This is a genomic window from Streptomonospora halophila, from assembly GCF_039542725.1.
Taxonomy (GTDB): Bacteria; Actinomycetota; Actinomycetes; order Streptosporangiales; family Streptosporangiaceae; genus Streptomonospora; species Streptomonospora halophila.
The window spans coordinates 12,121-34,040 of sequence record NZ_BAABIK010000039.1; the positions used below are offsets into that span (position 1 = coordinate 12,121).

Consider the following 21,920-nt stretch of genomic DNA (forward strand, 5'->3'; position numbering starts at 1 on the left):
TGTGGTCTCCCTCGGTCAGCGGAGTCGGCAGCGGCGGTTTCGGTTGGCGGGCGCCGCCGGGAGCGCCGGTGCGCACGGGCGTCACCGCAGTCGCCCCTCCAGCCCGTCCAGCTCGTCGGTCAGCCGCACCAGACCCTGGTCGTCGGCAGTGTAGGGGTCGGCGGTCCCCGGTTCGCCCGGGCCGTACAGCAGGGCGCCGATGTGGGACGGCCGCATGCCCGAGCGCGCGGCCGCCGCCTCCACCACGGCGCCGGGCGCGGTGTCGGGGCCCAGGCCCAGCGCGGGCCTGATCCGGCGCAGCGTCCCCGAGCGCAGAGCGTCGGCGGCGCGGTCGCGGGCCCGCCGCGCGGCGTACAGCCCGGCGCGGCCCTCAGTGGTCTCCGAGGCGCGCACCACCACCGGCAGCCGCTCGGTCACCAGCGGGCCCAGCCGCCTGCCGCGCCAGAAGGCGAGCAGCACCAGCGCCGCGCACAGCGGCACCAGGCTCATCCGGACCGAGAGCGGCACCAGGTCCCACAGCCCCGACTGCCCCTGCTCGGGCACGGGGTCGGGGCGCAGCCACACCACGTCGCGTTCGCCCACGAGCGACAGCGCCAGAGCGGCGTTGCCCTCGCCGGCCAGGTCGGCGTTGGTCAGCGGCGCGGGACTGCCCAGCACGGTGGTGGTGTGCCCGCCGGTGACGCGCACCAGCGCGTGCCCCCCTTCGGCCGGGTAGCAGCCCCGGCCGCCCTGGGGGACCGTGTAGACCTCGCCGCCGATGTCCGCCGCACCGGCGGCCCGGGCGGCCGCGAGCCCGCAGCGGGGCCGCAAAGTCTGCTCCTCGGTGCGCCCGGTGGTCCGCACGCCCGGCGCCAGCGCCTCCAGCGCCGGGGTGGTGGGGCGGACGAGGATCCGGTCGCCGAGCCCGTCGGCGAGCCTGCCGACCTGGTCGCGCGGCAGCCGGTGCGAGCCGGCCAGCACGGTGACGGTGCCGGGTCCGGCCGCCTGCAGCGCGTCCTCGGTGGTGCGGGCGACGGTGACGTCGCTGCCGCGGTCCCGCAGGATCTGCACGAGCGCGCGGCTGCCCTCGGGGTTGGGCCCCTCGGGCTCCAACGGGCCCTCCCGGGGCTCCCGGGCCCCCAGCGACATCAGCACGGCCAGCACGAGGAGGGCGGCGATGAAGGCGGCGGGCCCGCGCACGCGCCGCCAGAGCTCTCCCGCCCCGGGCGATATGCGCTCCGAGGGCTCCGCCGGCGGGGCGGGTGCGGCGGCGGGCGCGCTCACGAGGTCGTCCCCGGGGTCTGCGCCGGGCCGGCGGCCGCCTCCTCGGGACGGGCGCGGCGCACCTGCTCGTCGAGCTCGGTGAGCAGCCGGTAGCCATCGGCGGTGGCGGTGCGCTGGCCGTAGGCGGAGTCGTTGAAGGTCTCGGCGGCGGCGTAGAGGCTCTCGCGCAGCCGCGGCAGCACGGCGCCGGTCTCGGCGGCCAGCTCGGTGGCGGTCCTGCCGGGGCGCGGCGTGATCACGGCGCCGTCCTCCAGCTCGCGGGTGACGGCGCGCAGCCGCTCGCGGACCGCGGCGCCGAACTCGCCCTGGGCGGCGTGGCGCTCGGCGGCGGCGCGGTGGTCGGCGGCGGTCAGCGGCGCGGCCTCGTCGATGGGCTTCCTGCGGCGGGCGCGGCGGGCCGGGCGCATGTACACCAGCAGGGCCACGACCAGGCCCACCAGCACCACGAGCAGCGGGCCCAGCGTCCACCAGCCGGTCGGGCCGTAGACCTCGACACCGGAGAGCCACTCGTTGATGCGCTGCCAGATGATGTCCAGCAGGCTCGGCCGCGCCTCGCCGTAGATGCGCTTGGACAGCTCCTCGCGGGCCAGCCGCTGCCCTTCCTCGCGCCCGACGACGGCCGCCGCGAGCAGGAGGGCCCCCATCAGGCGGAGGTCCCCGGGCCGCCGTGGCCCGGGCCGCCCCGGCCGTAGCCCTCCTGCGGGTGGCCGCCGGGCCCCTGGGCCGGGTGGCCGCCCTGGGGCGTGCCCGGCTGCGCGCCGCCGTAGGGTGCGCCGCCCTCGCCGTAGTAGGGGCCGCCGGGCGGCGGGTATCCGCCGCTGCCCGGGCCGTAGGCGCTGGGCCCGGGGTGAGCGGGCGCGGGCGCGGGTGCGGCCGCGCCCGGCGCCGCGTCGTCGGGGACGTACACGTCGGCGTCGACCCGCTCGCCCGACTGCGCGGCGGCCTGCAGCCTCAGGTCGAGTCCTTCGCGGCGCATGCGCAGGTCGACGTAGAGAAGGGTGGTGACGCCGATGACGAACGGCGTTCCCAGGGTGCCGGCCAGGACGGTGCCGAGATAGGCGAGCGCGGTCGTGGCCACCGGCGCCCACGCTGCGTCGGGGACCACGAAGGACAGCACCGCCGCCACCACCGTGAAAGGCGTGGACAGCAGGTTCACCACGAAGCTGACGAGGACCTGCGCCAGCAGCAGGATGCCGAACACCCGCCACCAGCTGCGGCGCGTCAGCCGCCAGGAGCGTGCCAGGGCGGACGCGGGGCCGGCGCGCTCGAGCACCGCCACCGGCATCGCCAGCGAGGTGCGCACGTAGACCCACACGGCCAGCACGACGAGGGCGGGCACGCCCAGGACTCCCACGGCCACGCCCACGGCGGGGTGGACCGCGATGCCGAGCAGCACCGCGCCGAAGACGAGGCCGACGACCAGGGCCGTCCACAGCACGCTCAGCAGCAGGAGCAGCAGGGCGACGCCGAAGAGCGCGAGCATCCGGCCGCGCGCCACCTGCAACGCCTCGCGCATCGACAGCCTGCGCCCCAGCACCGCCAGGCCGACGACCGCCGCGAGCAGTCCGGTCAGCACGATCTGGCCGACGTAGCCCAGCAGTGCGCCGGAGTACATCGCCACGATCGACCACAGCTCGAAGGGCATCGGGTCGTCGGCGGTCGGACCGTAGGGGTCCTCCAGCGTCTCCTGCACGATCGTGCCGTAGTCGCTGAGGTAGCCGCCCAGGCCGATGGAGGTGACGATGCTGAAGAGCGCGGTGACAATGACCGCGAGGCCCAGTGTGGCCTTGGGGTTCTGCCGGATGTAGCCGAACGCGCCGTTGAACACGTCGCCGAGGGTCATCGGCCGCAGCGCGACCACGCCGGGACGCGGCGCCCAGGGCCGGCCGTGGCCGGGCGGCGGAGCGGCGGGCGGGTGGCCGCCGGGGGCGCCGCCGTAGGGATGGGGGCCCGGGGGCGCCTGGCCCTGGCCGTAACCCGGGGCCGCGCCGCCGGAGCCGCCGGGAGCCGACCACCCGCCGCCGGGAGCGGGTGCGTCCTCGCCGGGAGGCGCCCACCAGCCTCCCGGCCCCGGAGCGCCCGCCGCATCGCTCGGCTGGCCGGAACCGGGGTCCGACCCCGGCGCCCGCCAGTGCCGGCCGTCGTCGTGGCTCATCGGAATCGGTCCTCCGTAGCGGTCCTGGTCGTGCTCGGGGCGGTGGCGGTCTCCACGTTATGCCACGGGGTTATGCCACGGGTACCGGGACGCGGGCGCCGGCGGGCGTTCCGAACGCCCGCGGAGCTTCGGGAACTCCGCTCCGGTTCATTCGTTTTGTATGCTTTCTGTTATCGGCCGATCAAGTCGGCGCAGGCTGCGCAGGCACCGCGGGTCCGCACATCTGGACGCGGGGCGGCGCAGGCGGCAGGGTGGCGCGTGCGACCCGTCGCGCGGGGCGGCCGCCGGGGGCGCGGGGCGCGCCCTCCGGCACCGGCTCCTCAGCGGGCGAGCCCGGGCGAAGCCCGGTCCGAAGATGGCAAGGTTAGTGGGGAGGACGGCTCCCACAAGGGACCCGGCGAAAGTGTCCGAAGTACTGCCGCTTGAGTGTCCAGAAAGGAGAAGGCGCGAGCTGCCGCGCCTCCGACGTGGGAGGAGGAGCTCGTGCCGGATACACCCATGAAGGGACGCGTACTGGTCGTCGACGACGACCTCGCTCTCGCTGAGATGTTGGGCATCGTCCTCCGAGGCGAAGGCTTCGAGCCGTCGTTCGTGCACGACGGCGACAAGGCGATGGAGGCCTTCCGCGAGACCAAGCCCGACCTCGTGCTGCTGGACCTGATGCTGCCCGGCGCCGACGGAATCGACGTGTGCAGGCAGATCCGCGCGGAGTCGGGCGTGCCGATCGTGATGCTCACAGCCAAGAGCGACACCGTGGACATAGTGCTGGGCCTGGAGTCCGGCGCCGACGACTACATCGTCAAGCCGTTCAAGCCCAAGGAGCTGGTGGCCCGGGTGCGCGTGCGGCTGCGCCGCACCGAGGAGCCGGCCCCCGAGGTGCTGCAGATCGGCGACATCACCATCGACGTCGCCGGCCACGCCGTGCGCCGCGACGGCGAGCCGATCAGCCTCACCCCGCTGGAGTTCGACCTCCTGGTGGCCCTGGCCCGCAAACCGCGCCAGGTCTTCACCCGCGAGGTCCTGCTGGAGCAGGTGTGGGGCTACCGGCACGCGGCCGACACCCGGCTGGTCAACGTGCACGTGCAGCGGCTGCGGGCCAAGATCGAGAAGGACCCGGAGCACCCCGAGGTCGTAGTCACCGTGCGCGGTGTCGGCTACAAGGCGGGCACCGCCTGATTCCGGCGGGACGGCACAGGTGACGGGCGATGACGGCACTCAGCACGCCTACGCGGCGCAGCCGGACGGCGGTCCGGGCGCCGCGCGGTCGCGCTGGCACCGCATCGCCGCGTTTCCGCTGCGCTGCTACGTGACCGCGCAGCGTGGCGCCCGCGCCCTGGTCCGCGCCGTGCATTCGCGCTGGCGGCGCTCGCTGCAGCTCCGCGTGGTCACGACGACCCTGCTCATCTCCGCCCTGGTCACCGCGGTCCTCGGGTTCTTCCTGGTCCAGCAGGTGCTGACCGGCCTGCTCGACGCCAAGCGCGAGGCCGCGCTCAACGACCACAAGACCGGGCTGGACACGGCCGTCAGCATCATGCAGGAAGGCGACCAGAGCACCGACCAGGACGGCCGCGCCAAGGAGATCACGACCGAGCTGAGCAACCACAGCGGCACGACCGGCCTCTACGAGGTGGTCATCCTGCCCACGGTGGGCGGTCTGCGGGGCTACGCCACGGTCGAGGAGTCCAGCGTCCCCCAGCGGCTGCGCGAAGAGGTCAGCCCGAGCTCGGAGCTGGGCGAGCAGTACGTCACCTACACCCAGATCGTCGACGACGACTACCGGGCCCCCGGCCTGGTCGTGGGCGCGCGGCTGTCCAACACCTACGAGCTGTACTACCTGTTCCCGCTGGACCACGAGCAGCAGATGCTCGACCTGGTGCAGAACACGGTCTTCTTCGTCGGCACCGTGCTGATCCTGCTGCTGGCGGTGATCGCCTACATCGTCACGCGCCAGGTCGTGAACCCCGTCCGGGCCGCCGCCGGCTCGGCCGAGCGGCTGGCGGCCGGCGACCTCTCGGAGCGCATGAGGGTCCGCGGCGAGGACGACCTCGCCCGCCTCGCGCTGTCCTTCAACGACATGGCCGGCAACCTCCAGGAGAAGATCCGCGAGCTGGAGGAGCTTTCGCAGGTGCAGCGCCAGTTCGCCTCCGACGTCTCCCACGAGCTGCGCACCCCGCTCACCACCATCCGCATGGCCGGCGACCTGCTGTACGAGGACCGCGACGAGCTGGAGCCCCACATGGGCCGCTCGGTCGAGCTGCTGCAGAGCCAGCTGGAGCGGTTCGAGGAGCTGCTGGCCGACCTGCTGGAGATCAGCAGGCACGACGCGGGCGCCGCCACGCTGTCGATGGAGCGGGTGGACGTGCGCGACGCCGTGATGAAGGCCGTCGGCGATGCCGAGCAGATCGCCGAGAAGTCCGGCATCAAGGTCGTCATGCGGCTGCCGGCCGAGCCCTGCACCGCCGAGTTCGACGCGCGCCGCATCAACCGCATCCTGCGCAACCTCATCGTCAACGCCATCGAGCACAGCGAGGGCAAGGACGTCATCGTCACCGCGGCCGGCGACCGCGACGCCGTCGCCGTGGGCGTGCGCGACTTCGGAGTGGGCCTCAAGGAGGGCGAGGAGCACCTGTGCTTCGACCGGTTCTGGCGGGCCGACCCGGCGCGGGCGCGCACCACCGGGGGCACCGGCCTGGGCCTGGCCATAGCCAAGGAGGACGCCCAGCTGCACGGCGGCTGGCTGCAGGCCTGGGGCATGCCCGGCAAGGGGTCGCAGTTCCGCCTGTCGCTGCCGCGCCGCGAGGGCCAGGAGCTGCGCGGTTCCCCGCTACCGCTGGCGCCGCCGGAGATGGCCACCGGGCGCGTCCGCGGGTTCTCGGCGTCGATGGGCGAGGGCGCCCCGGGCACCGGATCCGCTGACACCGCCGCCGAACGCGTCGAGGCCGGCGCACACGAGGAGGTCTCGTGACCACCGCCCACAGCGCGTCCCTCAGGCGCACGCGCCGCGCCGGCGTCGCCGCCGCCCTGCTGGCCCTGGGCCTGTCGGCGTGCGCGACGGTGCCCAGCGGCGGCCCGGTCGTCGAGGGCGAGGGCGGCGCCGCCGGCTCCCTGAGCGGCAGCGGCTACGTGCGCCAGATCCCGCCCGGCCCCCAGCGCGACGTCGAGCCCGAAGGCCTGGTGCGCGGCTTCCTCAAGAGCATGGGCAGCTTCGAGGAGAACCACAGCGCCGCCCGCGAGTACCTGGCGCCCAAGACGCGCTCCGACTGGCTGCCCAGCGGCCGCGTCCTGGTCTACGAGGACAGCGACAAGCTGGCCCTGGACGCCGAGGTCGCCGACGACGGCGAGAGCGCTCAGGTTCGGCTGCTCAGCAGCCAGCTCGCCACCATCGACGCCGGCGGGCAGTACACGCCCGCCGACGCCGGCCAGGTCATCGACGTCACTTTGGACCTGGTCCGCAACGGCGACGACCAGTGGCGGATCTCCGACCCGCCCGAGCACCTGGTGCTCAGCCGCAGCGACGTCGACCTCGTCTACCGGCCGCTGAACCTGTACTTCTTCAACCGCGACCGCAGCACCCTCGTGCCCGACGCGGTCTTCCTGCCGGTCAGCAGCGACCGCTCGGCCACCCGGCTGGTCAAGATGCTGGTGTCGGGCCCCACCAGCTGGCTGGACGACGCGGTGGAGTCGGCCTTCCCCGAGGACGCGACGGCCGACGTCGCCTACGATTCGGGCACCGTGACGGTCGAGGTCGACAACGCCTCCGGAGGCACGACGCAGCGCTTCGGCATGCGGGCGCAGCTGGTGTGGACGCTGCGCCAGCTCCCCGAGGTGGAGGAGCTGACGCTGCGGGTGGGCGGCCAGGAGATCGAGATCCCGGCCGACGAGAGCGAGAACCTGCACACCGGCAAGGGCGACTGGGACTCGGTCAACCCCGCGGGGGTCACCGGGAGCCTGCGGGCCTACTTCGTGCGCGACGGCCAGATGTGGGCGCTGGAGAGCGACAGCCGCGACGCCCAGCTCACCGAGAGCCGGGTCGCGGGGGCGCCGGGCGCCGGCCAGGCCGCCCTGGAGCAGCACGCGGTGTCGCTGGACGAGGACCAGGTGGCGGGCATCCGCGCGGGCGGCAAGGAAGTCCTCGTCGCCGGCACCAGCGAGGGCAGCGACTACACCCCCGTGCTCTCGGGCGGCGACTACACGTCGCTGTCCTGGGACGGCTACGGCAACCTGTGGGTGACCGAGGACGTCTCCACCGGCCGCGAGAACGACGACAACCAGCAGCAGCAGGACTCCGAGGCGGTCACCGAGGACACCGAGCGCGGCACCCCTTCGCCTACGGCCTCACCTTCGGGAGGCGAGGCGGGAGACGTCGGCACCCGCGTGTGGATGCTGCGCGGTGGGACCGACCCCGTCGAGGTGGACGCCCCCGACCTCGCGGAGAGCCGGGTCACCGCGCTGCGGATGTCCCGCGACGGCACCCGGGCCGCGGTCCTCAGCAGCGACGGCAAGGGCGCGTCGCACCTCTCGGTGGGCCGCGTCGTCCACTCCGACGGCGCTGTCACCCTCAGCGGCGAGTTCCCGCTGGCCACCGAGCTGGAGGAGATCACCGACGTCGCGTGGCGGGGCGGTGACCAGCTCGCCGTGGTCGGCCACGTCGAGCAGGGCGCCGAGCAGAGCTACCTGGTGTCGCTGGACGGCAGCACCGAGACCACCAGCGCGGGTGCGCCCCCGGGCACCGACATGGGCGGCATCGCCGCCGCGCCGGGGCTGCCGCTGCTGTCGGGCACCGAGGACGACAACGTCTGGATGACCGACGACCGCATCAACTGGAAGCGCGTCGGCGTCGGTACCAACCCCGTCTACCCGGGCTGACCCGCCGCCGGCCCGCGCGGCCCGCAGCGGGCGCGGAGGGCGTCCGGGGCGGTTCGGTGCGTGCGCCGTCCACAGGGTGCACATCCGTGTGGCGGCGCAGGCTGCGCCGGGCCGAACCTGGAGCCATGAGCCACGAGAGCACCGGGTCCTCGCCGCCCCTCCGCCCCGGCGGGCCGGCCGCACCGCGCGGGCGCCCGCCCCGGTCCGGCCCGCCCACCGCCGAGGGGGCTTCGCCGCGGCCGCGGCTCCCGCCGCCGCGTGCCGCACCGGGCGGCCTCGCGGCCGCCTTCGACGGACTTCTCGGCCTGCTGCTGGGCGACCACTGCGCCGGGTGCGCGCGCCCGGGCGGGCGGCTGTGCCCCGACTGCGCCCGCGCGCTCGGAACACGTCCCCGGCCCTGCCGCCGCCGCGCGGGCTGCCCGCAGGTGTGGGCGGTGGGCGCCTACACCGGCCTGGAGCGCACCGCGCTGCTGGCGTTCAAGGAGCAGGGGGCGCGGGGGCTGGCCGCGCCGCTGGGTGCGCGCCTGTCCGGGGCCGTCTGCGCCGCGGCGGCCCGGCATCCCGGCGCGCTGCTGGTGCCCGTGCCGGCCCGGCCGGCGGCCCTGCGTGCGCGCGGCTACGACCCGGTGCTGCTGATGGCCCGGTCGGCCGTGCGCCGCTGCGGTGCGGTGCGGCTCCCGCCCGAGCCGGTACTGGCGCACCGCCGCCGCGTCAGCGACCAGGTCGGGCTCGACCGCGACCGGCGCAGGGCCAACCTCGCCGGCGCTCTGGCGGTGCGCACCCCGGGCGCGGTGGCCGGGCGGCCGGTGGTGCTCGTCGACGACGTCCTCACCACCGGAGCCACCCTGGCCGAGGCCGCCCGCGCGCTGCGCGGCGCGGGCGCGGTGGTCGTCGGCGGCGCCGTCCTCGCCGAGCGCGGGCGGCCTCCGCCCGCGGCCGGCTTCCCCGGTCCGATTCCCCGACTGCCGCGACCCCTCTCCGGGGCCTCCGGCCGCGACCGCCCCTTCGCCTGCGGCGACCGCGTCGGGCGATCCCCCGCCACCTGCGCCGACCGCCCCGCTGGGCCGTGTTCCGCGACCGCGCCGACACTGTGCCGTCGTCCCGATCCGGCGCCCCGGACGGCGTTTCGCCCGGGTCCGGCCTCCGCCGCGAGGTGGACCGGCGGAGTTCGCCACCTGACATCTGGCAGAACTCGGGTTAGCGTGCAGAGCATGGCACCCGTCCGGGTCCGTGGTTGCGCCGGGTACGGCGCCCCCTCGCAGGGGCGCCCGTTCGGCAAGCCGATGCCAGCCGCAGGCGAAACGGCCCACGTAAGGCGACTTTTCGTCGACCGATCACGGTGCGGCTTAGAGGTAAGTCCTGCCTCGCGGAGGGACCCGATGTCCCTCGGTCGCGGGAGAAGGGCGGTAGTCGCGCTCAAGCGCGGCGGAACCCTCAGCAGGCGGATGTGGGGACGAAGACCAGGTCGGCCGGACGGGTGGCATCCGCGGGCGGCGCGCGGAGCGGGCGAGGGCCCCTCCGCGGCCGGCCCGCGGACCGCGCCGGCCCACCCGCCGCGCCCCGCACCGCCCCGAACACGCCCCCGGCGTGCGCGCCGTTGTGCGGCGATCTGCGCCCCGTGTCCGAAAGCCTCGCCTGACCAGTGCGGATTCCTTTACGCGCACTGGATATGAGGCGTGATCTCGTGGGTATACGCAAAGCCAAACTCAATGACCAGCCGAGTCACCGCCCGGCGCCGAAGCGGCGCCCCCGGTGGCGGAGAGGAGGCAGCGGAGCGAGCTCCGCGCCCCGCGCGGAGCGGCAGATCGAAGCCGGGCCACCGGTGATCGGTGGCCACGCGTTGAAGGGGGTCTTGTGGACATCATCGTCAAAGGTCGGCGCACCGGTGTCAGCGACAAGTTCCGGCAGCACGTCGAGAACAAGCTGACCAAGCTCTCCAAGTGGGAGAAGAAGGGCATGAGCGTCGATGTGGAGGTGTCCAAGGAGCGGAACCCGAAGCTCGCCGACATGCGCGAGCGGGTCGAGCTGACCATCCGCTCCACCGGCCCGGTCATCCGCAGTGAGGCGTCCGCCGACGACCGCTACAACGCCCTCGACCTTGCGATCGGCCGCATCGAGTCGCGGCTCCGCAAGCTCGCCGACCGCAACAAGGTGCACAAGGGCAACCGCGCTCCCGTCTCCGTCGCCGCCGCGACCGCCGATCTCGGCAACGACGCGGCCGCCCCGGCGCGCGGGCCGGGCGAGGCGGCGAAGTCCCCGACGGTGCCCGCCCCCGCCCCGCAGCCCGACGAGTTCGACGGCAGCGCGGTCGACGAACAATTCGCCGAGGCCTTCGTCGAGCTCGACACCAAGGGGGACGGCCCGGTGATCGTCCGCGAGAAGTTCCATTCAGCCAAACCGATGACCATCGACCAGGCCCTCATGGAGATGGAACTGGTGGGCCACGACTTCTACCTGTTCCACGACGAGGAGCGCGACGCCCCCAGCGTGGTGTACCGCCGCAAGGGCTTCAACTACGGCGTGCTGCGCCTGGTGGACTGACCCGCCGGGCCCGGACCGGCTGACGGCGGCCCCGGTGTCCTCTCCGCGGGGCCGCCGCGCGCGACCGCCGCGGCACCCCTTTGCCGCGGCGGTGCGCACCGGAGGCCCCCGCTGCCGCCGGCCGCAGCGGGCCGGCCTACTCGCCGGGGGCCGGCCGGTCGTCGGCCGCGGCGCGGTGGCCCTCCTCGCCCTCCGCGCGCTGCCGGTCCTCGGCCTTGATGCGGTGCAGCGGGGTATTGTGCGGCTCCTCCGACTCGTAGTGCGGCTCGTCCAGCACCACGTCGGTGAAGATGTCGGTCACCAGGAAGAGCACCCCGCCGACGGCCATCAGCACCAGTCCGGCGCCGATCAGCCACCAGTTCACGCCAAGCGCGATACCGATCCCGCCGGTCAGGAAACCGGCGAGGAACACCCCCACGGCGACCCACGAGGCCGTCCGGCCCCGGTGGGTGTTGGTGGGGGCGAAGTCGCCGCCCGCACCCTGGTAGCCGCGGACATAGCGGTGGGGCGTACGTCCGCGCTTCGCGCGCCCCTCGCGCCGGCCGCCGGTGGTCTCGGCCGGGGCCTCGGAGCCCTCGCCGTCCGTCATCACGGCACCCCCCGGTACCAGTTCGGTGTGCACGATCCCTTCATGGGCGGGATAACCGGATCCGCGGGCCCCAAACGGCCGCCTACCGGGGGCGACGCGTCCGTGACGGTGCTGTGACCATCCGTGAGTGCACGGCGGGGCGGAACCGTCGCCTAAGATGGAAAGCTGGGGGTCAAGGATCCGTCCCGCCTCCAGACGCGGGCCCAGATCTGCGAGGAGCGCATAAGAAGTGCCAGCCATACTCGACAAGGTCCTCCGCGCAGGCGAGGGCAAGATTCTGCGCAGGCTCAACAAGCTGAAGGACCAGATCAACTCGATCGAGGACGACTTCGTCGATCTCAGCGACACCGAGCTGCGCGAACTCACCGACGAGTTGCGCGAGCGCCACAACGGCGGCGAGTCGCTCGACGATCTGCTGCCCGAGGCGTTCGCCGCTGTGCGCGAGGCGGCCACGCGCACGCTCGGCCAGCGCCCCTTCGACGTCCAGCTCATGGGCGGCGCGGCACTGCACCTCGGCAACATCGCCGAGATGAAGACCGGTGAGGGCAAGACGCTGACCTCGGCCCTCGCCGTCTACCTCAACGCGCTGTCCGGCGACGGCGTGCATGTGGTGACCCCCAACGACTACCTGGCCAAGCGCGACGCCGAGAACATGGGCCGCATCTACCAGTTCCTCGGCCTCAAGGTCGGCGTGCTGGCGCCCGAGATGGCGCGCACCGACCGCCAGGCCGCCTACGCCGCCGACATCACCTACGGCACCAACAACGAGTTCGGCTTCGACTACCTGCGCGACAACATGGCCATCTCGCTGGAGGAGACGGTCCAGCGCGGCCACCCGTTCGCGATCGTCGACGAGGTCGACTCCATCCTCATCGACGAGGCCCGCACCCCGCTGATCATCAGCGGCCCCGCCGAGCAGAACTCGAAGTGGTACGCCGAGTTCGCGAAGATCGCTCCCCGCCTGCGCCGCGAGACCGACTACGAGGTCGAGGAGAAGAACCGCACGGTCGGCATCACCGAGAGCGGTGTGGCCAAGGTCGAGGACTACCTGGGCATCGACAACCTCTACGAGTCGGTGAACACGCCCCTCATCAGCTTCCTGAACAACGCCATCAAGGCCAAGGAGCTGTACCGGCGCGACAAGGAGTACATCGTCAAGGACGGCGAGGTGCTCATCGTCGACGAGTTCACCGGCCGCGTCCTGCGCGGGCGCCGCTACAACGAGGGCATGCACCAGGCTATCGAGGCCAAGGAACGCGTCCAGATCAAGGACGAGAACCAGACCCAGGCCAAGATCACCCTGCAGAACTACTTCCGCCTCTACGACAAGCTGTCCGGCATGACCGGTACGGCCGTCACCGAGGCCGCGGAGTTCAACCAGACCTACGGCATCGGCGTGGTGCCCATCCCCACGAACAAGCCGATGATCCGCGCCGACGAGCGCGACGTGATCTACAAGGGCGAGGACGCCAAGTTCGAGGCCGTCGTCGACGACATCGCCGAGTGCAACGAGAAGGGCCAGCCGGTCCTGGTCGGCACCACCAGCGTCGAGAAGTCCGAGCTGCTGTCGAAGATGCTCAAGCGGCGCGGCATCGACCACGAGGTCCTCAACGCCAAGAACCACGCCCGTGAGGCCTCGATCGTCGCCCGGGCCGGCAAGCTCAGCGGGGTCACCGTCGCTACCAACATGGCCGGCCGCGGTACCGACATCATGCTCGGCGGCAACCCCGAGTTCATGGCCGACGAGGAGCTGCAGCGGCGCGGCCTGAGCCCGCTGGAGACCCCGGAGGAGTACGAGGAGGCCTGGCCCGAGGCGCTGGAGAAGGCGAAGAAGGAGGTCGAGAGCGAGCACGAGCAGGTCGTCGAGGCCGGCGGGCTCTATGTTCTGGGCACCGAGCGCCACGAGTCCCGGCGCATCGACAACCAGCTGCGCGGCCGCTCCGGCCGCCAGGGCGACCCCGGCCTCTCGCGCTTCTACCTCTCGCTCGAGGACGACCTCATGCGGCTGTTCAACAGCGCGCGGGTCGAGCTCATCTACGACCGGCTGAACATCCCCGACGACCAGCCCATCGAGTCCAAGGTCGTCACCAAGGCGATCCAGTCGGCGCAGGCCCAGGTCGAGGCGCAGAACTTCGAGATCCGCAAGAACGTCCTGAAGTACGACGAGGTCCTCAACCGCCAGCGCAAGGTCATCTACGCCGAGCGCCACAAGGTCCTCGAAGGCGCCGACCTGCAGGACCAGGCGGCGGGCATGCTCGACGACGTGCTCGACGGCTACGTCCGCGCCGCCACCGCCGAGGGCGACGCCGGCGACTGGGACCTCGACCGGCTGTGGAAGGCGTTCAAGCAGATCTACCCGATCAGCTTCAGCGTCGACGACCTGATCGAGGACAACGGCGGCGAGCTCACCACGCTGACGCCCGACATCATCTCCGCCCGCGTGCTGGAGGACGCCCACGAGGCCTACGCGCGGCGCGAGGAGGAGCTGGGCTCCGAGGCCATGCGCGAGCTGGAGCGGCGCGTGATCCTGGAGGTCATGGGCCGCAAGTGGCGCGAGCACCTCTACGAGATGGACTACCTCCAGCAGGGCATCGGCCTGCGGGCCATGGCCCAGCGCAACCCGCTGATCGAGTACCAGCGGGAAGGTTTCGACATGTTCCAGGAGATGCTCGAGGCCATCAAGGAGGAGTCCGTCGGCTACCTCTTCAACGTCGAGGTGCAGGTCCGCGGCAAGACCAGCGCGTCGGTCACCCCGGCCAGCGCCGCGGTCGCCGCCGCGGGCACCGGCGGGGCGGTCGTCACCCCCACCCCGGCCGAGGGCGCCGCGGGCGCGGTGAATACCGGCGAGGAGTCCGAGGACGAGGCCGGCGCCGAGTCGGCCGGTCTGGAGCCCGCTGACGTCGTCGAGGCCGAGGCCGCCGCCGACCGCGAGGCCGCGGCCGACAAGGACGCCGTCGACGACGGCGGCGAGGAGCTCGTGGTGCCGGGCTTCGGCCAGAGCCGCCCGAGCCGCCTCCAGTACTCCGCGCCCTCCGAGGACGGCGGCGTCGACACCCGCACCGAGACCGTCGAGGACGCCTACGCCGGCGCTTCGCGCAACGCACCGTGCCCCTGCGGGTCGGGCAAGAAGTTCAAGAAGTGCCACGGGGACCCGCGCAACCGCGCCTCCTAGCGAGGGCGCGGGGCGCGGTCCCGGCACGAGACGGCGACGGCCGCGGCGGAGTGGGAGTACTCCGGCCGCGGCCGTCGCCGTCTCGCTTGTGCCGTGTGCCGCGGCCTCCGCCGTCCGGCGGCGGATCCCGGAGGCTTCTCGCGGGATCCGCCCCGGCTCACCCGCGTGCGGGCGTCCGGCCGGCCGGCGACCGCGGCGGTGCGCCGCGGGGCGTCAGTCGGCGCCCTTGCCGCCGCCGGCACCGCCCGAGCCGCTCGACGTACCCGAGCCGCGCGCAGCATCCGCATCGGCCGAGGCGTCGGGGTTCGCGGCCACCGACGCCTGCTCCTCCGCGGGCTCGCGGCCCGGGGTGGGCAGGTTCAGGCGCGTGATCAGGAAGTAGAAGATCACGTAGTACAGCCCGGCGTAGACCACGCCCATGAGCAGGATCCACACCAGCCCCGTCGTGTTCGACTTGAAGGCGTTGAGCACCATGTCGATGAGGCCGGCCGAGAACCCGAAGCCCAGATGGGCGTCCAGGGCGTTGAGGATCGCCATCGATATGCCGGTGAGCACGACGTGCACCACGAAGAGCACCGGCGCGATGAAGATGAACGCGAACTCGATCGGCTCGGTGATGCCCGTGACGAAGGCGGTCAGCGCCGCCGAGATCATGATGCCGCCGACGGCGGCGCGCTGGCTGGGGTGGGCGGCGCGCCACATCGCGAAGGCGGCGGCGGGCAGCCCGAACATCAGGACGGGGAAGAAGCCGGAGAGGAAGCCGCCCGCGGTGGGGTCGCCGGCGAGGTAGCGGTTGATCTCGCCGTGGAAGACGTCGCCGGTCTGGGGGTCGGTGTAGCTGCCGAACACGAACCACACCACCGAGTTGACGATGTGGTGCAGGCCGAAGGGCAGCAGCAGCCGGTTGACGACGCCGTAGACGCCGGCGCCCACAGCGCCCGAGCCCACGATCCACTCGCCGAGGCCGTTGATCCAGCCGCCGACGGTGGGCCAGACGAAGCCGAACACCACGGCCAGCAGCAGCGAGGCCACGGCGGTGATGATCGGCACGAAGCGGCGGCCGCCGAAGAAGCCCAGCCAGGTAGGCAGCTTGATGCGGTAGTAGCGCTGCCACAGCAGGGCGGCGAGCAGGCCGATGACGATGCCGCCGAGCACGTCGGTGGGGTTCTTCACGCCCCAGTTGACGATCTCGGTGCCCGCGTCGTCGTAGGTCGTCACGGTGCCGCGCAGTTCGCCGCTGGGGTCGAAGTTGAAGAACATGTACTTCGTGACGCGGTCGAACACGGCGTAGCCGACGACCGCCGCCAGCGCCGTGGAGCCGTCGGCGCGCTTGGCGAAGCCGATGGCCACACCCACGGCGAACAGCAGCGGCAGAGCCTGGAACAGCGCGTCGCCGGCGGTGCCGATGACGCCGGCCACGGGCTCCATCCAGGCCATGCCGGCGGCGTCGGCGAGGCCGCCGGGTTCGGCGCCGTTGCTGCCGAGCATGTCGCCTTGGCCCAGGCGCAGTAGGATCGCCGCCGCCGGCAGGACGGCGATGGGCATCATCAGGCTGCGGCCGATGCGCTGCAGCACTCCCAGTACTTTCGAGGACGAGCCTGCGGCCGGTGGGCCGCCGGTGGCTGCCGAAGTGGAACTCACGGTTCCTCCCAGTTGGAACGGGTCGGATGGTGCGTACGCGCGGATGCGTGCGCGGTGGGGCCGGGCGGTGGTCAGGAGCCGCCCGGACGTCGGGGGTCGAGGCGCGAGTGCAGCGTGTAGCGGTCGGCGCGGTACCGCGAGGTGGCCATCTCCACGCAGCGGCCGTTGGCGAAGCTGCGGCGCCGCATGGACAGCACGGGGCTGTTCTGGGGAAGGCCGAGCAGCTTGGCGTCGGCGGGGTCGCAGACGCCGGCCTCGATCGTCTGCTCACCGGAGTCGAGGATGATCCCGTACTCCTGCTCCAGCACCGCGTAGAGCGAGCGGCCGGCCAGCGAGTGCCGGTCCAGGCCGGGTGCCAGGTCGACGGGGATGTTGGAGCGCTCCACCGCCATGGGCTCGCCGTCGGCGGTGCGCAGGCGCTCGATGTGGTGGACCGGTGTCTCGGGCGCGAGGCCCATGGCCCGCGCGGTGCTCCCGCTGGCGGGCAGGACCCGGCGGACCAGGTCCTGGGCGCCGGGGCGGTAGCCGCGGGCGCGCATGTCCTCGGTGAACGACGCCAGCGCCAGGGACATCTCGATCTTGGGGCGGGCCAGGAATGTGCCCTTGCCCGGAACCCGGTAGAGCTTGCCCTCCGAGACCATCAGGTCGATCGTCTGGCGGACCGTCATCCGGGACAGCCCGTAGCGCTGGCCGAGTTCGCGCTCCGAGGGGATCGGGTCGTCCACCGACAGGCCGGTCTCCACGATCCAGTCCAGTAGCAGGTCCCTCAGCTGTGAATACTTGGGGACGGGACTCGTGGGGTCGATCGCCATGGAGGTCGCCTGTTCGGTCGTGTGAGATTCTGGTATGACTGGTATAGGCCGGACTAGACCACAGCTCCTCCACGCGTGTCAATATATGGACCGCGGCACCGTCGGCGACATCCGGCGAGCTGCCGTATCCGCTGGCCACAGCGGCGCGTCGGCACCGAGACGGATCCGAGGGAAGACATCTGATGACTACCACCGCGAGCGTCATGCGCTCGGAGATCGCCGAGCAGCCCCAAGCCCTGCGGGCGACCCTGGACACGCTGCTGCCGCTCACGCCGGAGATCGCGGCTCTGGGCCGGGAGACCCGTCAGGTCCTGTTCATCGCCCGCGGCTCCTCCGACAACGCCGCCGTCTACGGCAGCTACCTGCTCCAGGCCCACGCCGGCCGCCTGGCCACCCTGGCCTCGCCCTCCATCGCCACCACCTACGGCGCCAAGGTCGACCTGTCCGGGGTGCTCGCCGTCGCCATCTCCCAGTCGGGCCGCACCGAGGAGATCGTCGACACCATGGCCTGGGCTGCCGACTGCGGCGCCCGCACGGTCGGCATCACCAACGGCGAGGGCTCCCCACTGACCCGCGCCGCCGACGTCGCCATGGTCACCCGCGCCGGCAGCGAACTCGCGGTCCCGGCAACCAAGACCTACACCACCCAGCTGGCGGCCCTGGCCGTGCTCGCCCTCGGCCTGGGCGCCGACCTGGACCCCGCCGAGCTGCAGGCCGTCCCCGAGGCCGTCGACCGGGTGCTCGCGCGCCCGACCGACGACACCGACGCCATCGCCGAGCGCCTCGTGGGCGTGCAGGGCGCCGTCGTCTCCGGGCGGGGCATGGCCTTCTCGACCGCGCTGGAGGCCGCACTCAAGCTCAAGGAGGCCTGCTACCTGCACGCGATGGGCCTGTCCTACGCCGACCTGCTGCACGGGCCCATCGCCGTGGTCGACCGCTCCACCCCCGCACTGCTGACCGCCGCCAACTCCGGCCCCACCCTGGAGGGCACCGTGGCGCTGGCCGAGCGCGTCACCGCGGCGGGCGCGCCCGCCTACGGCATCGGCGGCGGCTCCGCGCTCGCCGGTGCCTGCGACCTGTGCGTGCCGGCTCCCGAGCTGCCCGAGTGGCTTGCCCCCATCTCGCTCATCGTCCCGGCCCAGCTGATCACCGAGCGGCTGGCCCGGCGGCTGGGATACGACCCCGACTCCCCGCGAGGCCTGGGCAAGGTCACCCAGACCTCCTAGCCGGCGCGGCCAGGGCGCCGGGTGGGCGGCGCCCGCGGCGCCGCTTAAGCTCGAATCGTCCCCGGCGCCACGGCACCCCCGGTCGCGGACTCCGCGCCGACCGGCCGGGCACCGGACCACGCACGACCGAACTGGAGGAACACATGGCCGACAAGGCAGCGGCGATCGTCGCCGGGCTCGGCGGCGCCGGCAACATCGAGGACATCGAGGCCTGCATCACCCGGCTGCGCACCGAGGTCGGCGACCCGGCCAAGGTCGACGAGCCGGCGCTCAAGGCCGCCGGCGCCCACGGCGTGCTGATCTCCGGCAACGTCGTGCAGGTCGTGGTGGGGCCCGAGGCCGACGCGCTCACCGACGACATCAACGACCTGCTCGACTGACCCCGGTCGGTCCGGCAGACATCACTCACCGGGCGCGGTCCGCCGCCGGCGGCCGCGCCCCGTCCGCAGGAGGTGCTGCGTGCTCCAAGTGCTCTCCCCGGTTCCCGGGACCGCCGTCGCCATGTCGGAGGTCCCCGACCCGGTCTTCGCCCAGGGCATGGTCGGCCCCGGCGCGGCCGTGCGGCCCGCGCCGCACCCGCAGGAGGCCGTCGCCCCCGTCAGCGGCCGCGTCGCCAAGCTCCACCCGCACGCGTTCATGGTGGTCGCCGACGCAGGGCGCGGCGTGCTCGTGCACCTGGGCATCGACACCGTCAAGCTCGACGGCGCCGGGTTCGACAAGCTCGTCGACGAGGGCGCGCACGTCGAGGCCGGCACCCCCGTCATCCGGTGGGACCCCGCCGGGATCGAGGCCCAGGGCCTGTCCGCCGTCGTGCCGGTCGTCGCGCTGGACGCCGACGCCGCCGCCGTGGGCGCCACCGCCGAAGGGGAAGTGGCCGCCGGCAGCGCGTTGTTCACGTGGTCATGACGCCGATCGACGACACCGCGCCCCGCGCCGCCCTCTTCGACCTCGACGGAACGCTGATCAACAGCGAGCCCCGCTCCATGCAGGTGTGGTCGCGGCTGCTGGACATGCACAACGTCCCCCACGACGAGAGCACCCTGCACCGCTTCATGGGACGCCGCGGTGCCGACGTGCTCAACGAGGACCCCCACCTGTTCCCCGGCGTCACCTGGGACGTGCTGCTCGCCGAGCTGCAGATGATCCAGGCCGCGCCCGACCTCCCCGATTCGCAGGAGCTGCCCGAGTCGGTGCGGTTTCTGCACCGCCTGCACGCCGACGGCGTCCCCTTCGGCCTGGTGACCTCCGCCGGCCGCGGGTGGGCGCGCACCGCCCTGGACCGCCTGGGCGTGCTGCCGATGTTCCGCGGCCTGGTCACCGCCACCGACGTCACCGAGGGCAAGCCCGACCCCGAGGGCTATCTCAGCGGCGCCCGCCTGCTGGGCGAGGACCCCGCGCGCATCGTGGTGTTCGAGGACACCCCCGCCGGGATCGAGGCCGGGCGGCGCGCCGGCATGCGGGTCGTCGGCATCACCACCACCCACGATCCCGCGGTGCTGGACAAAGCCGATCTGGTGGTCGACCGCCTCACCGAGGTCGACTGGCCCCGGATCGCCCGCCCGGAGCGGCCCGGGCAGCGACCGCAAGACGAGCAGTAGCAACCCCGAAGAAAGGTGCGTCCCGTGGCGCAACGCCGAATCACAGTCCAGTCCGAGGTCGGCCTGCACGCCCGCCCCGCCGCCCTGTTCGTCGAGGCCGCCACCAAGGGCGGCTCCGAGGTGACCGTCGCCAAGGGCGACGGCGCCCCGGTCTCGGCCAAGAGCATCCTGGCCGTGATGGGCCTGGACGTCCGCAAGGGCGACGAGATCGTCATCACCGCCGAGGGCGAGGACGCCGAGGCGCTGCTCGACCGGCTCGCCGAGATCGCCGACGCCGGTTAGGTGGGGGAGAGCATGCCGCAGACGCTCAAAGGCGCCGGGGTCAGTCCCGGTGCGGGCCACGGACCCGCCAAGCGGCTGGTCCGCGACATCCCCGCGCCGGAGCCCGACGCCGGACACGGCGGCGACGCCGCCGCCGAGGCCGAACGCGCCGTCGGCGCGATGGAGGAGACCGCCCGCGACCTGACCGATCGCGGCCAGGCCGCCGGCGGCGACGCCGCCGAGGTGCTCAACGCCCAGGCGCTCATGGCGCGCGACCCCGCCCTCGCCGACGACGTGCGCAAGCGCGTGGAGGAGGGCGCCTCGGCGGCGCGCGCCGTCTCCGAGGCGATGGCGGTCTACCGGCAGATGCTCGCCGGGGCGGGGGAGTACCTCGCCGCCCGCGTCGCCGACCTGGACGACGTCCGGGACCGGATCGTGGCGCGGCTGATGGGCGCGCCGGTGCCCGGCATCCCCGAATCCGACGTCCCCTTCGTGCTGGTCGCCGAGGACCTCGCGCCCGCCGACACCGCCGCGCTCGACCCCGAGCGCGTCGTCGCGTTCGTGACCCGCGAGGGAGGGCCGACGAGCCACACCGCCATCCTCGCCCGCTCGCTGGGCCTGCCCGCCGTGGTCGCCTGCCCCGGCGCGGAGGAGGTCGCCGAGGAGACGATGGTGCTGGTCGACGGCGCCACCGGCGACGTGGTCCTCGACCCCGACCCCGCGGCCGTCGAGGCCGCCACCGCCGCCTCCGCGGCCCGCGCCGCCGCGGCGGCCCGCAGCACCGGGCCCGGCCGCACCGCCGACGGGCACGAGGTGCCGCTGCTCGCCAACATCGGCGGACCCAAGGACCTGCCCGCCGCGCTGGAGAACGGCGCCGAGGGCGTGGGGCTGTACCGCACCGAGTTCCTGTTCCTCGACCGCGCCGACGCCCCCGGCCACGAGGAGCAGGTCGCGGCCTACCGGGCGGTGCTGGAGGCGTTTCCCGGAGGGCGGGTCGTGGTGCGCACACTGGACGCCGGCGCCGACAAGCCGCTGGAGTTCCTCCCGGCGGGCGAGGCGGAGCCCAACCCGGCGCTGGGGGAGCGCGGGCTGCGGATGATGCGCAGGCTGCCCCGAACCCTGGACGCGCAGCTGGCGGCCCTGGCCGAAGCCGAACGCGACACCGGCGCCCATCTGCAGGTCATGGCGCCCATGGTGACCGACACGGCCGACGCCGAGTGGTTCGCGGCGGCAGCGGCCAAGGCCGGCATCCAGCACGCCGGTGTGATGATCGAGGTGCCCGCCGCGGCGCTGCGCGCCCGCCACATCGCCCGCCACGCGGACTTCTTCAGCATCGGCACCAACGACCTGACGCAGTACACGTGCGCGGCCGACCGCGAGACCGCGGGGCTGGGGCGCTTCCAGGACCCCTGGCAGCCCGCGGTGCTGGACCTGGTGGCGGCGTCGGCGGCCTCCGCCGCCGACGCGGGCCGAAGCTGCGGCGTGTGCGGCGAGGCGGCGGCGGACCCGCTGCTCGCCTGCGTACTGGCCGGGCTCGGTGCCACCAGCCTGTCCATGGGCGCGTCGGCCCTGCCGCTGGTGCGGGCCGCCCTCGCCCGCGCCGAACTCGCCCAGTGCCGCGCCGCCGCCGAGGCGGCCCGCGCCGCCCGGGGCCCGGAGGAGGCCCGCGCCGCGGCGGCCGAGCGGCTTCCCGGGCTGGCCGAGCTGGGCCTGTAGCCGGTCCTCCGCGCGCCGACCGCGCCCCCGATCCGCGCGCGGAGGCGTCGGCGCGGCCCGACGCACCGGCTCCCGCGCTC

Annotated in this window: 18 protein-coding genes; 12 read left to right on the forward strand and 6 right to left on the reverse strand. The window is 73.6% G+C overall.

Translation table 11 applies throughout. The annotated features are described in order from the left end of the window. Nucleotides 1-81 precede the first annotated feature (81 nt). From ABEA15_RS23170 to ABEA15_RS23180, 3 genes are read right to left on the reverse strand one after another with little or no spacing between them, the layout of a single operon-like run. The gene (locus ABEA15_RS23170; protein WP_345559025.1) at nt 82-1,263 is read right to left on the reverse strand and encodes a DUF4350 domain-containing protein; all 1,182 of its coding nucleotides are present in this window, start codon (nt 1,261-1,263) and stop codon (nt 82-84) included. Continuing rightward, nucleotides 1,260-1,907 carry a DUF4129 domain-containing protein gene (locus tag ABEA15_RS23175; protein WP_345559027.1) on the reverse strand — a complete coding sequence of 216 codons (648 nt, stop codon included), beginning with the start codon at nt 1,905-1,907 and terminating at the stop codon, nt 1,260-1,262. Before ABEA15_RS23175 ends, ABEA15_RS23170 begins: the two co-directional genes overlap by 4 nt. Next, a complete protein-coding gene (locus ABEA15_RS23180) occupies nt 1,907-3,418 on the reverse strand; it encodes a hypothetical protein (RefSeq protein ID WP_345559029.1) in 1,512 nt (503 codons plus the stop codon). Before ABEA15_RS23180 ends, ABEA15_RS23175 begins: the two co-directional genes overlap by 1 nt. Before the next feature lie 498 nt (nt 3,419-3,916). Between ABEA15_RS23180 and mtrA the strand changes: the two genes are divergently transcribed. The 5 genes from mtrA (at nt 3,917) to hpf (ending at nt 10,825) form a co-directional block, all read left to right on the forward strand. Then, on the forward strand, nt 3,917-4,594 hold the full coding sequence (mtrA, locus tag ABEA15_RS23185) for an MtrAB system response regulator MtrA (RefSeq protein ID WP_344142010.1): 678 nt from the start codon (nt 3,917-3,919) through the stop codon (nt 4,592-4,594). A 19-nt stretch (nt 4,595-4,613) separates the two neighbouring features. Beyond that, complete coding sequence (gene mtrB, locus ABEA15_RS23190) at nt 4,614-6,383, forward strand: MtrAB system histidine kinase MtrB (RefSeq protein WP_345559031.1); 1,770 nt, start codon at nt 4,614-4,616, stop codon at nt 6,381-6,383. Continuing rightward, nucleotides 6,380-8,284 (forward strand): LpqB family beta-propeller domain-containing protein, encoded by a 1,905-nt coding sequence (locus ABEA15_RS23195; protein ID WP_344141647.1) that lies wholly within the window; start codon nt 6,380-6,382, stop codon nt 8,282-8,284. Before mtrB ends, ABEA15_RS23195 begins: the two co-directional genes overlap by 4 nt. A 635-nt stretch (nt 8,285-8,919) precedes the next feature. Continuing rightward, on the forward strand, nt 8,920-9,957 hold the full coding sequence (locus ABEA15_RS23200; RefSeq protein ID WP_345559046.1) for a ComF family protein: 1,038 nt from the start codon (nt 8,920-8,922) through the stop codon (nt 9,955-9,957). A gap of 181 nt (nt 9,958-10,138) precedes the next feature. Further along, nucleotides 10,139-10,825, forward strand: a complete 687-nt coding sequence (hpf, locus tag ABEA15_RS23205; protein WP_344141645.1) for a ribosome hibernation-promoting factor, HPF/YfiA family — start codon at nt 10,139-10,141, stop codon at nt 10,823-10,825. A 136-nt stretch (nt 10,826-10,961) separates the two neighbouring features. Here the strand turns inward: hpf and ABEA15_RS23210 are convergent, their stop codons facing one another. Continuing rightward, nucleotides 10,962-11,447: an aromatic acid exporter family protein gene (locus ABEA15_RS23210; RefSeq protein WP_345559034.1), complete on the reverse strand. Its 486-nt coding sequence runs from the start codon at nt 11,445-11,447 to the stop codon at nt 10,962-10,964. Between the two features lie 196 nt (nt 11,448-11,643). Between ABEA15_RS23210 and secA the strand changes: the two genes are divergently transcribed. Further along, a complete protein-coding gene (secA, locus tag ABEA15_RS23215; RefSeq protein WP_345559036.1) occupies nt 11,644-14,586 on the forward strand; it encodes a preprotein translocase subunit SecA in 2,943 nt (980 codons plus the stop codon). A gap of 213 nt (nt 14,587-14,799) precedes the next feature. Here secA and ABEA15_RS23220 read toward each other — a convergent pair whose 3' ends face one another. Then, nucleotides 14,800-16,227, reverse strand: coding sequence for a PTS transporter subunit EIIC (locus ABEA15_RS23220; RefSeq protein WP_344141641.1), 1,428 nt, complete (start codon nt 16,225-16,227; stop codon nt 14,800-14,802). 71 nt (nt 16,228-16,298) lie between these two features. Further along, complete coding sequence (locus ABEA15_RS23225) at nt 16,299-17,039, reverse strand: GntR family transcriptional regulator (RefSeq protein ID WP_344141639.1); 741 nt, start codon at nt 17,037-17,039, stop codon at nt 16,299-16,301. Nucleotides 17,040-17,221: 182 nt separating this feature from the next. On the opposite strand from ABEA15_RS23225, the gene ABEA15_RS23230 reads away from it, so the two are divergent. The 6 genes from ABEA15_RS23230 to ptsP all read left to right on the forward strand — a co-directional run bounded on the left by ABEA15_RS23230 (nt 17,222) and on the right by ptsP (nt 21,840). Beyond that, nucleotides 17,222-18,265 carry an SIS domain-containing protein gene (locus ABEA15_RS23230; protein ID WP_344141638.1) on the forward strand — a complete coding sequence of 348 codons (1,044 nt, stop codon included), beginning with the start codon at nt 17,222-17,224 and terminating at the stop codon, nt 18,263-18,265. 131 nt (nt 18,266-18,396) lie between these two features. After that, nucleotides 18,397-18,645: a PTS sugar transporter subunit IIB gene (locus ABEA15_RS23235; protein ID WP_311544230.1), complete on the forward strand. Its 249-nt coding sequence runs from the start codon at nt 18,397-18,399 to the stop codon at nt 18,643-18,645. 79 nt (nt 18,646-18,724) lie between these two features. Further along, nucleotides 18,725-19,171 (forward strand): PTS sugar transporter subunit IIA, encoded by a 447-nt coding sequence (locus ABEA15_RS23240; RefSeq protein ID WP_345559039.1) that lies wholly within the window; start codon nt 18,725-18,727, stop codon nt 19,169-19,171. Beyond that, nucleotides 19,168-19,863, forward strand: coding sequence for an HAD family hydrolase (locus ABEA15_RS23245; protein ID WP_344141634.1), 696 nt, complete (start codon nt 19,168-19,170; stop codon nt 19,861-19,863). The genes ABEA15_RS23240 and ABEA15_RS23245 overlap by 4 nt, the downstream gene beginning before the upstream one ends. A gap of 24 nt (nt 19,864-19,887) precedes the next feature. Further along, nucleotides 19,888-20,145, forward strand: a complete 258-nt coding sequence (locus ABEA15_RS23250; protein ID WP_344141633.1) for an HPr family phosphocarrier protein — start codon at nt 19,888-19,890, stop codon at nt 20,143-20,145. A gap of 12 nt (nt 20,146-20,157) precedes the next feature. After that, nucleotides 20,158-21,840, forward strand: coding sequence for a phosphoenolpyruvate--protein phosphotransferase (ptsP, locus tag ABEA15_RS23255; protein ID WP_345559042.1), 1,683 nt, complete (start codon nt 20,158-20,160; stop codon nt 21,838-21,840). Nucleotides 21,841-21,920: the final 80 nt, after the last annotated feature.

Bases quoted from the DNA above. Each gene is read 5' to 3' on its own strand.
- ABEA15_RS23200 (WP_345559046.1), top strand. From the start codon at position 8,920: ATGGCCCGGTCGGCCGTGCGCCGCTGCGGTGCGGTGCGGCTCCCGCCC.
- ABEA15_RS23175 (WP_345559027.1), bottom strand. From the start codon at position 1,907: ATGGGGGCCCTCCTGCTCGCGGCGGCCGTCGTCGGGCGCGAGGAAGGG.
- ptsP (WP_345559042.1), top strand. From the start codon at position 20,158: ATGCCGCAGACGCTCAAAGGCGCCGGGGTCAGTCCCGGTGCGGGCCAC.
- ABEA15_RS23245 (WP_344141634.1), top strand. From the start codon at position 19,168: ATGACGCCGATCGACGACACCGCGCCCCGCGCCGCCCTCTTCGACCTC.
- ABEA15_RS23180 (WP_345559029.1), bottom strand. From the start codon at position 3,418: ATGAGCCACGACGACGGCCGGCACTGGCGGGCGCCGGGGTCGGACCCC.
- ABEA15_RS23225 (WP_344141639.1), bottom strand. From the start codon at position 17,039: ATGGCGATCGACCCCACGAGTCCCGTCCCCAAGTATTCACAGCTGAGG.
- ABEA15_RS23230 (WP_344141638.1), top strand. From the start codon at position 17,222: ATGACTACCACCGCGAGCGTCATGCGCTCGGAGATCGCCGAGCAGCCC.
- mtrA (WP_344142010.1), top strand. From the start codon at position 3,917: ATGAAGGGACGCGTACTGGTCGTCGACGACGACCTCGCTCTCGCTGAG.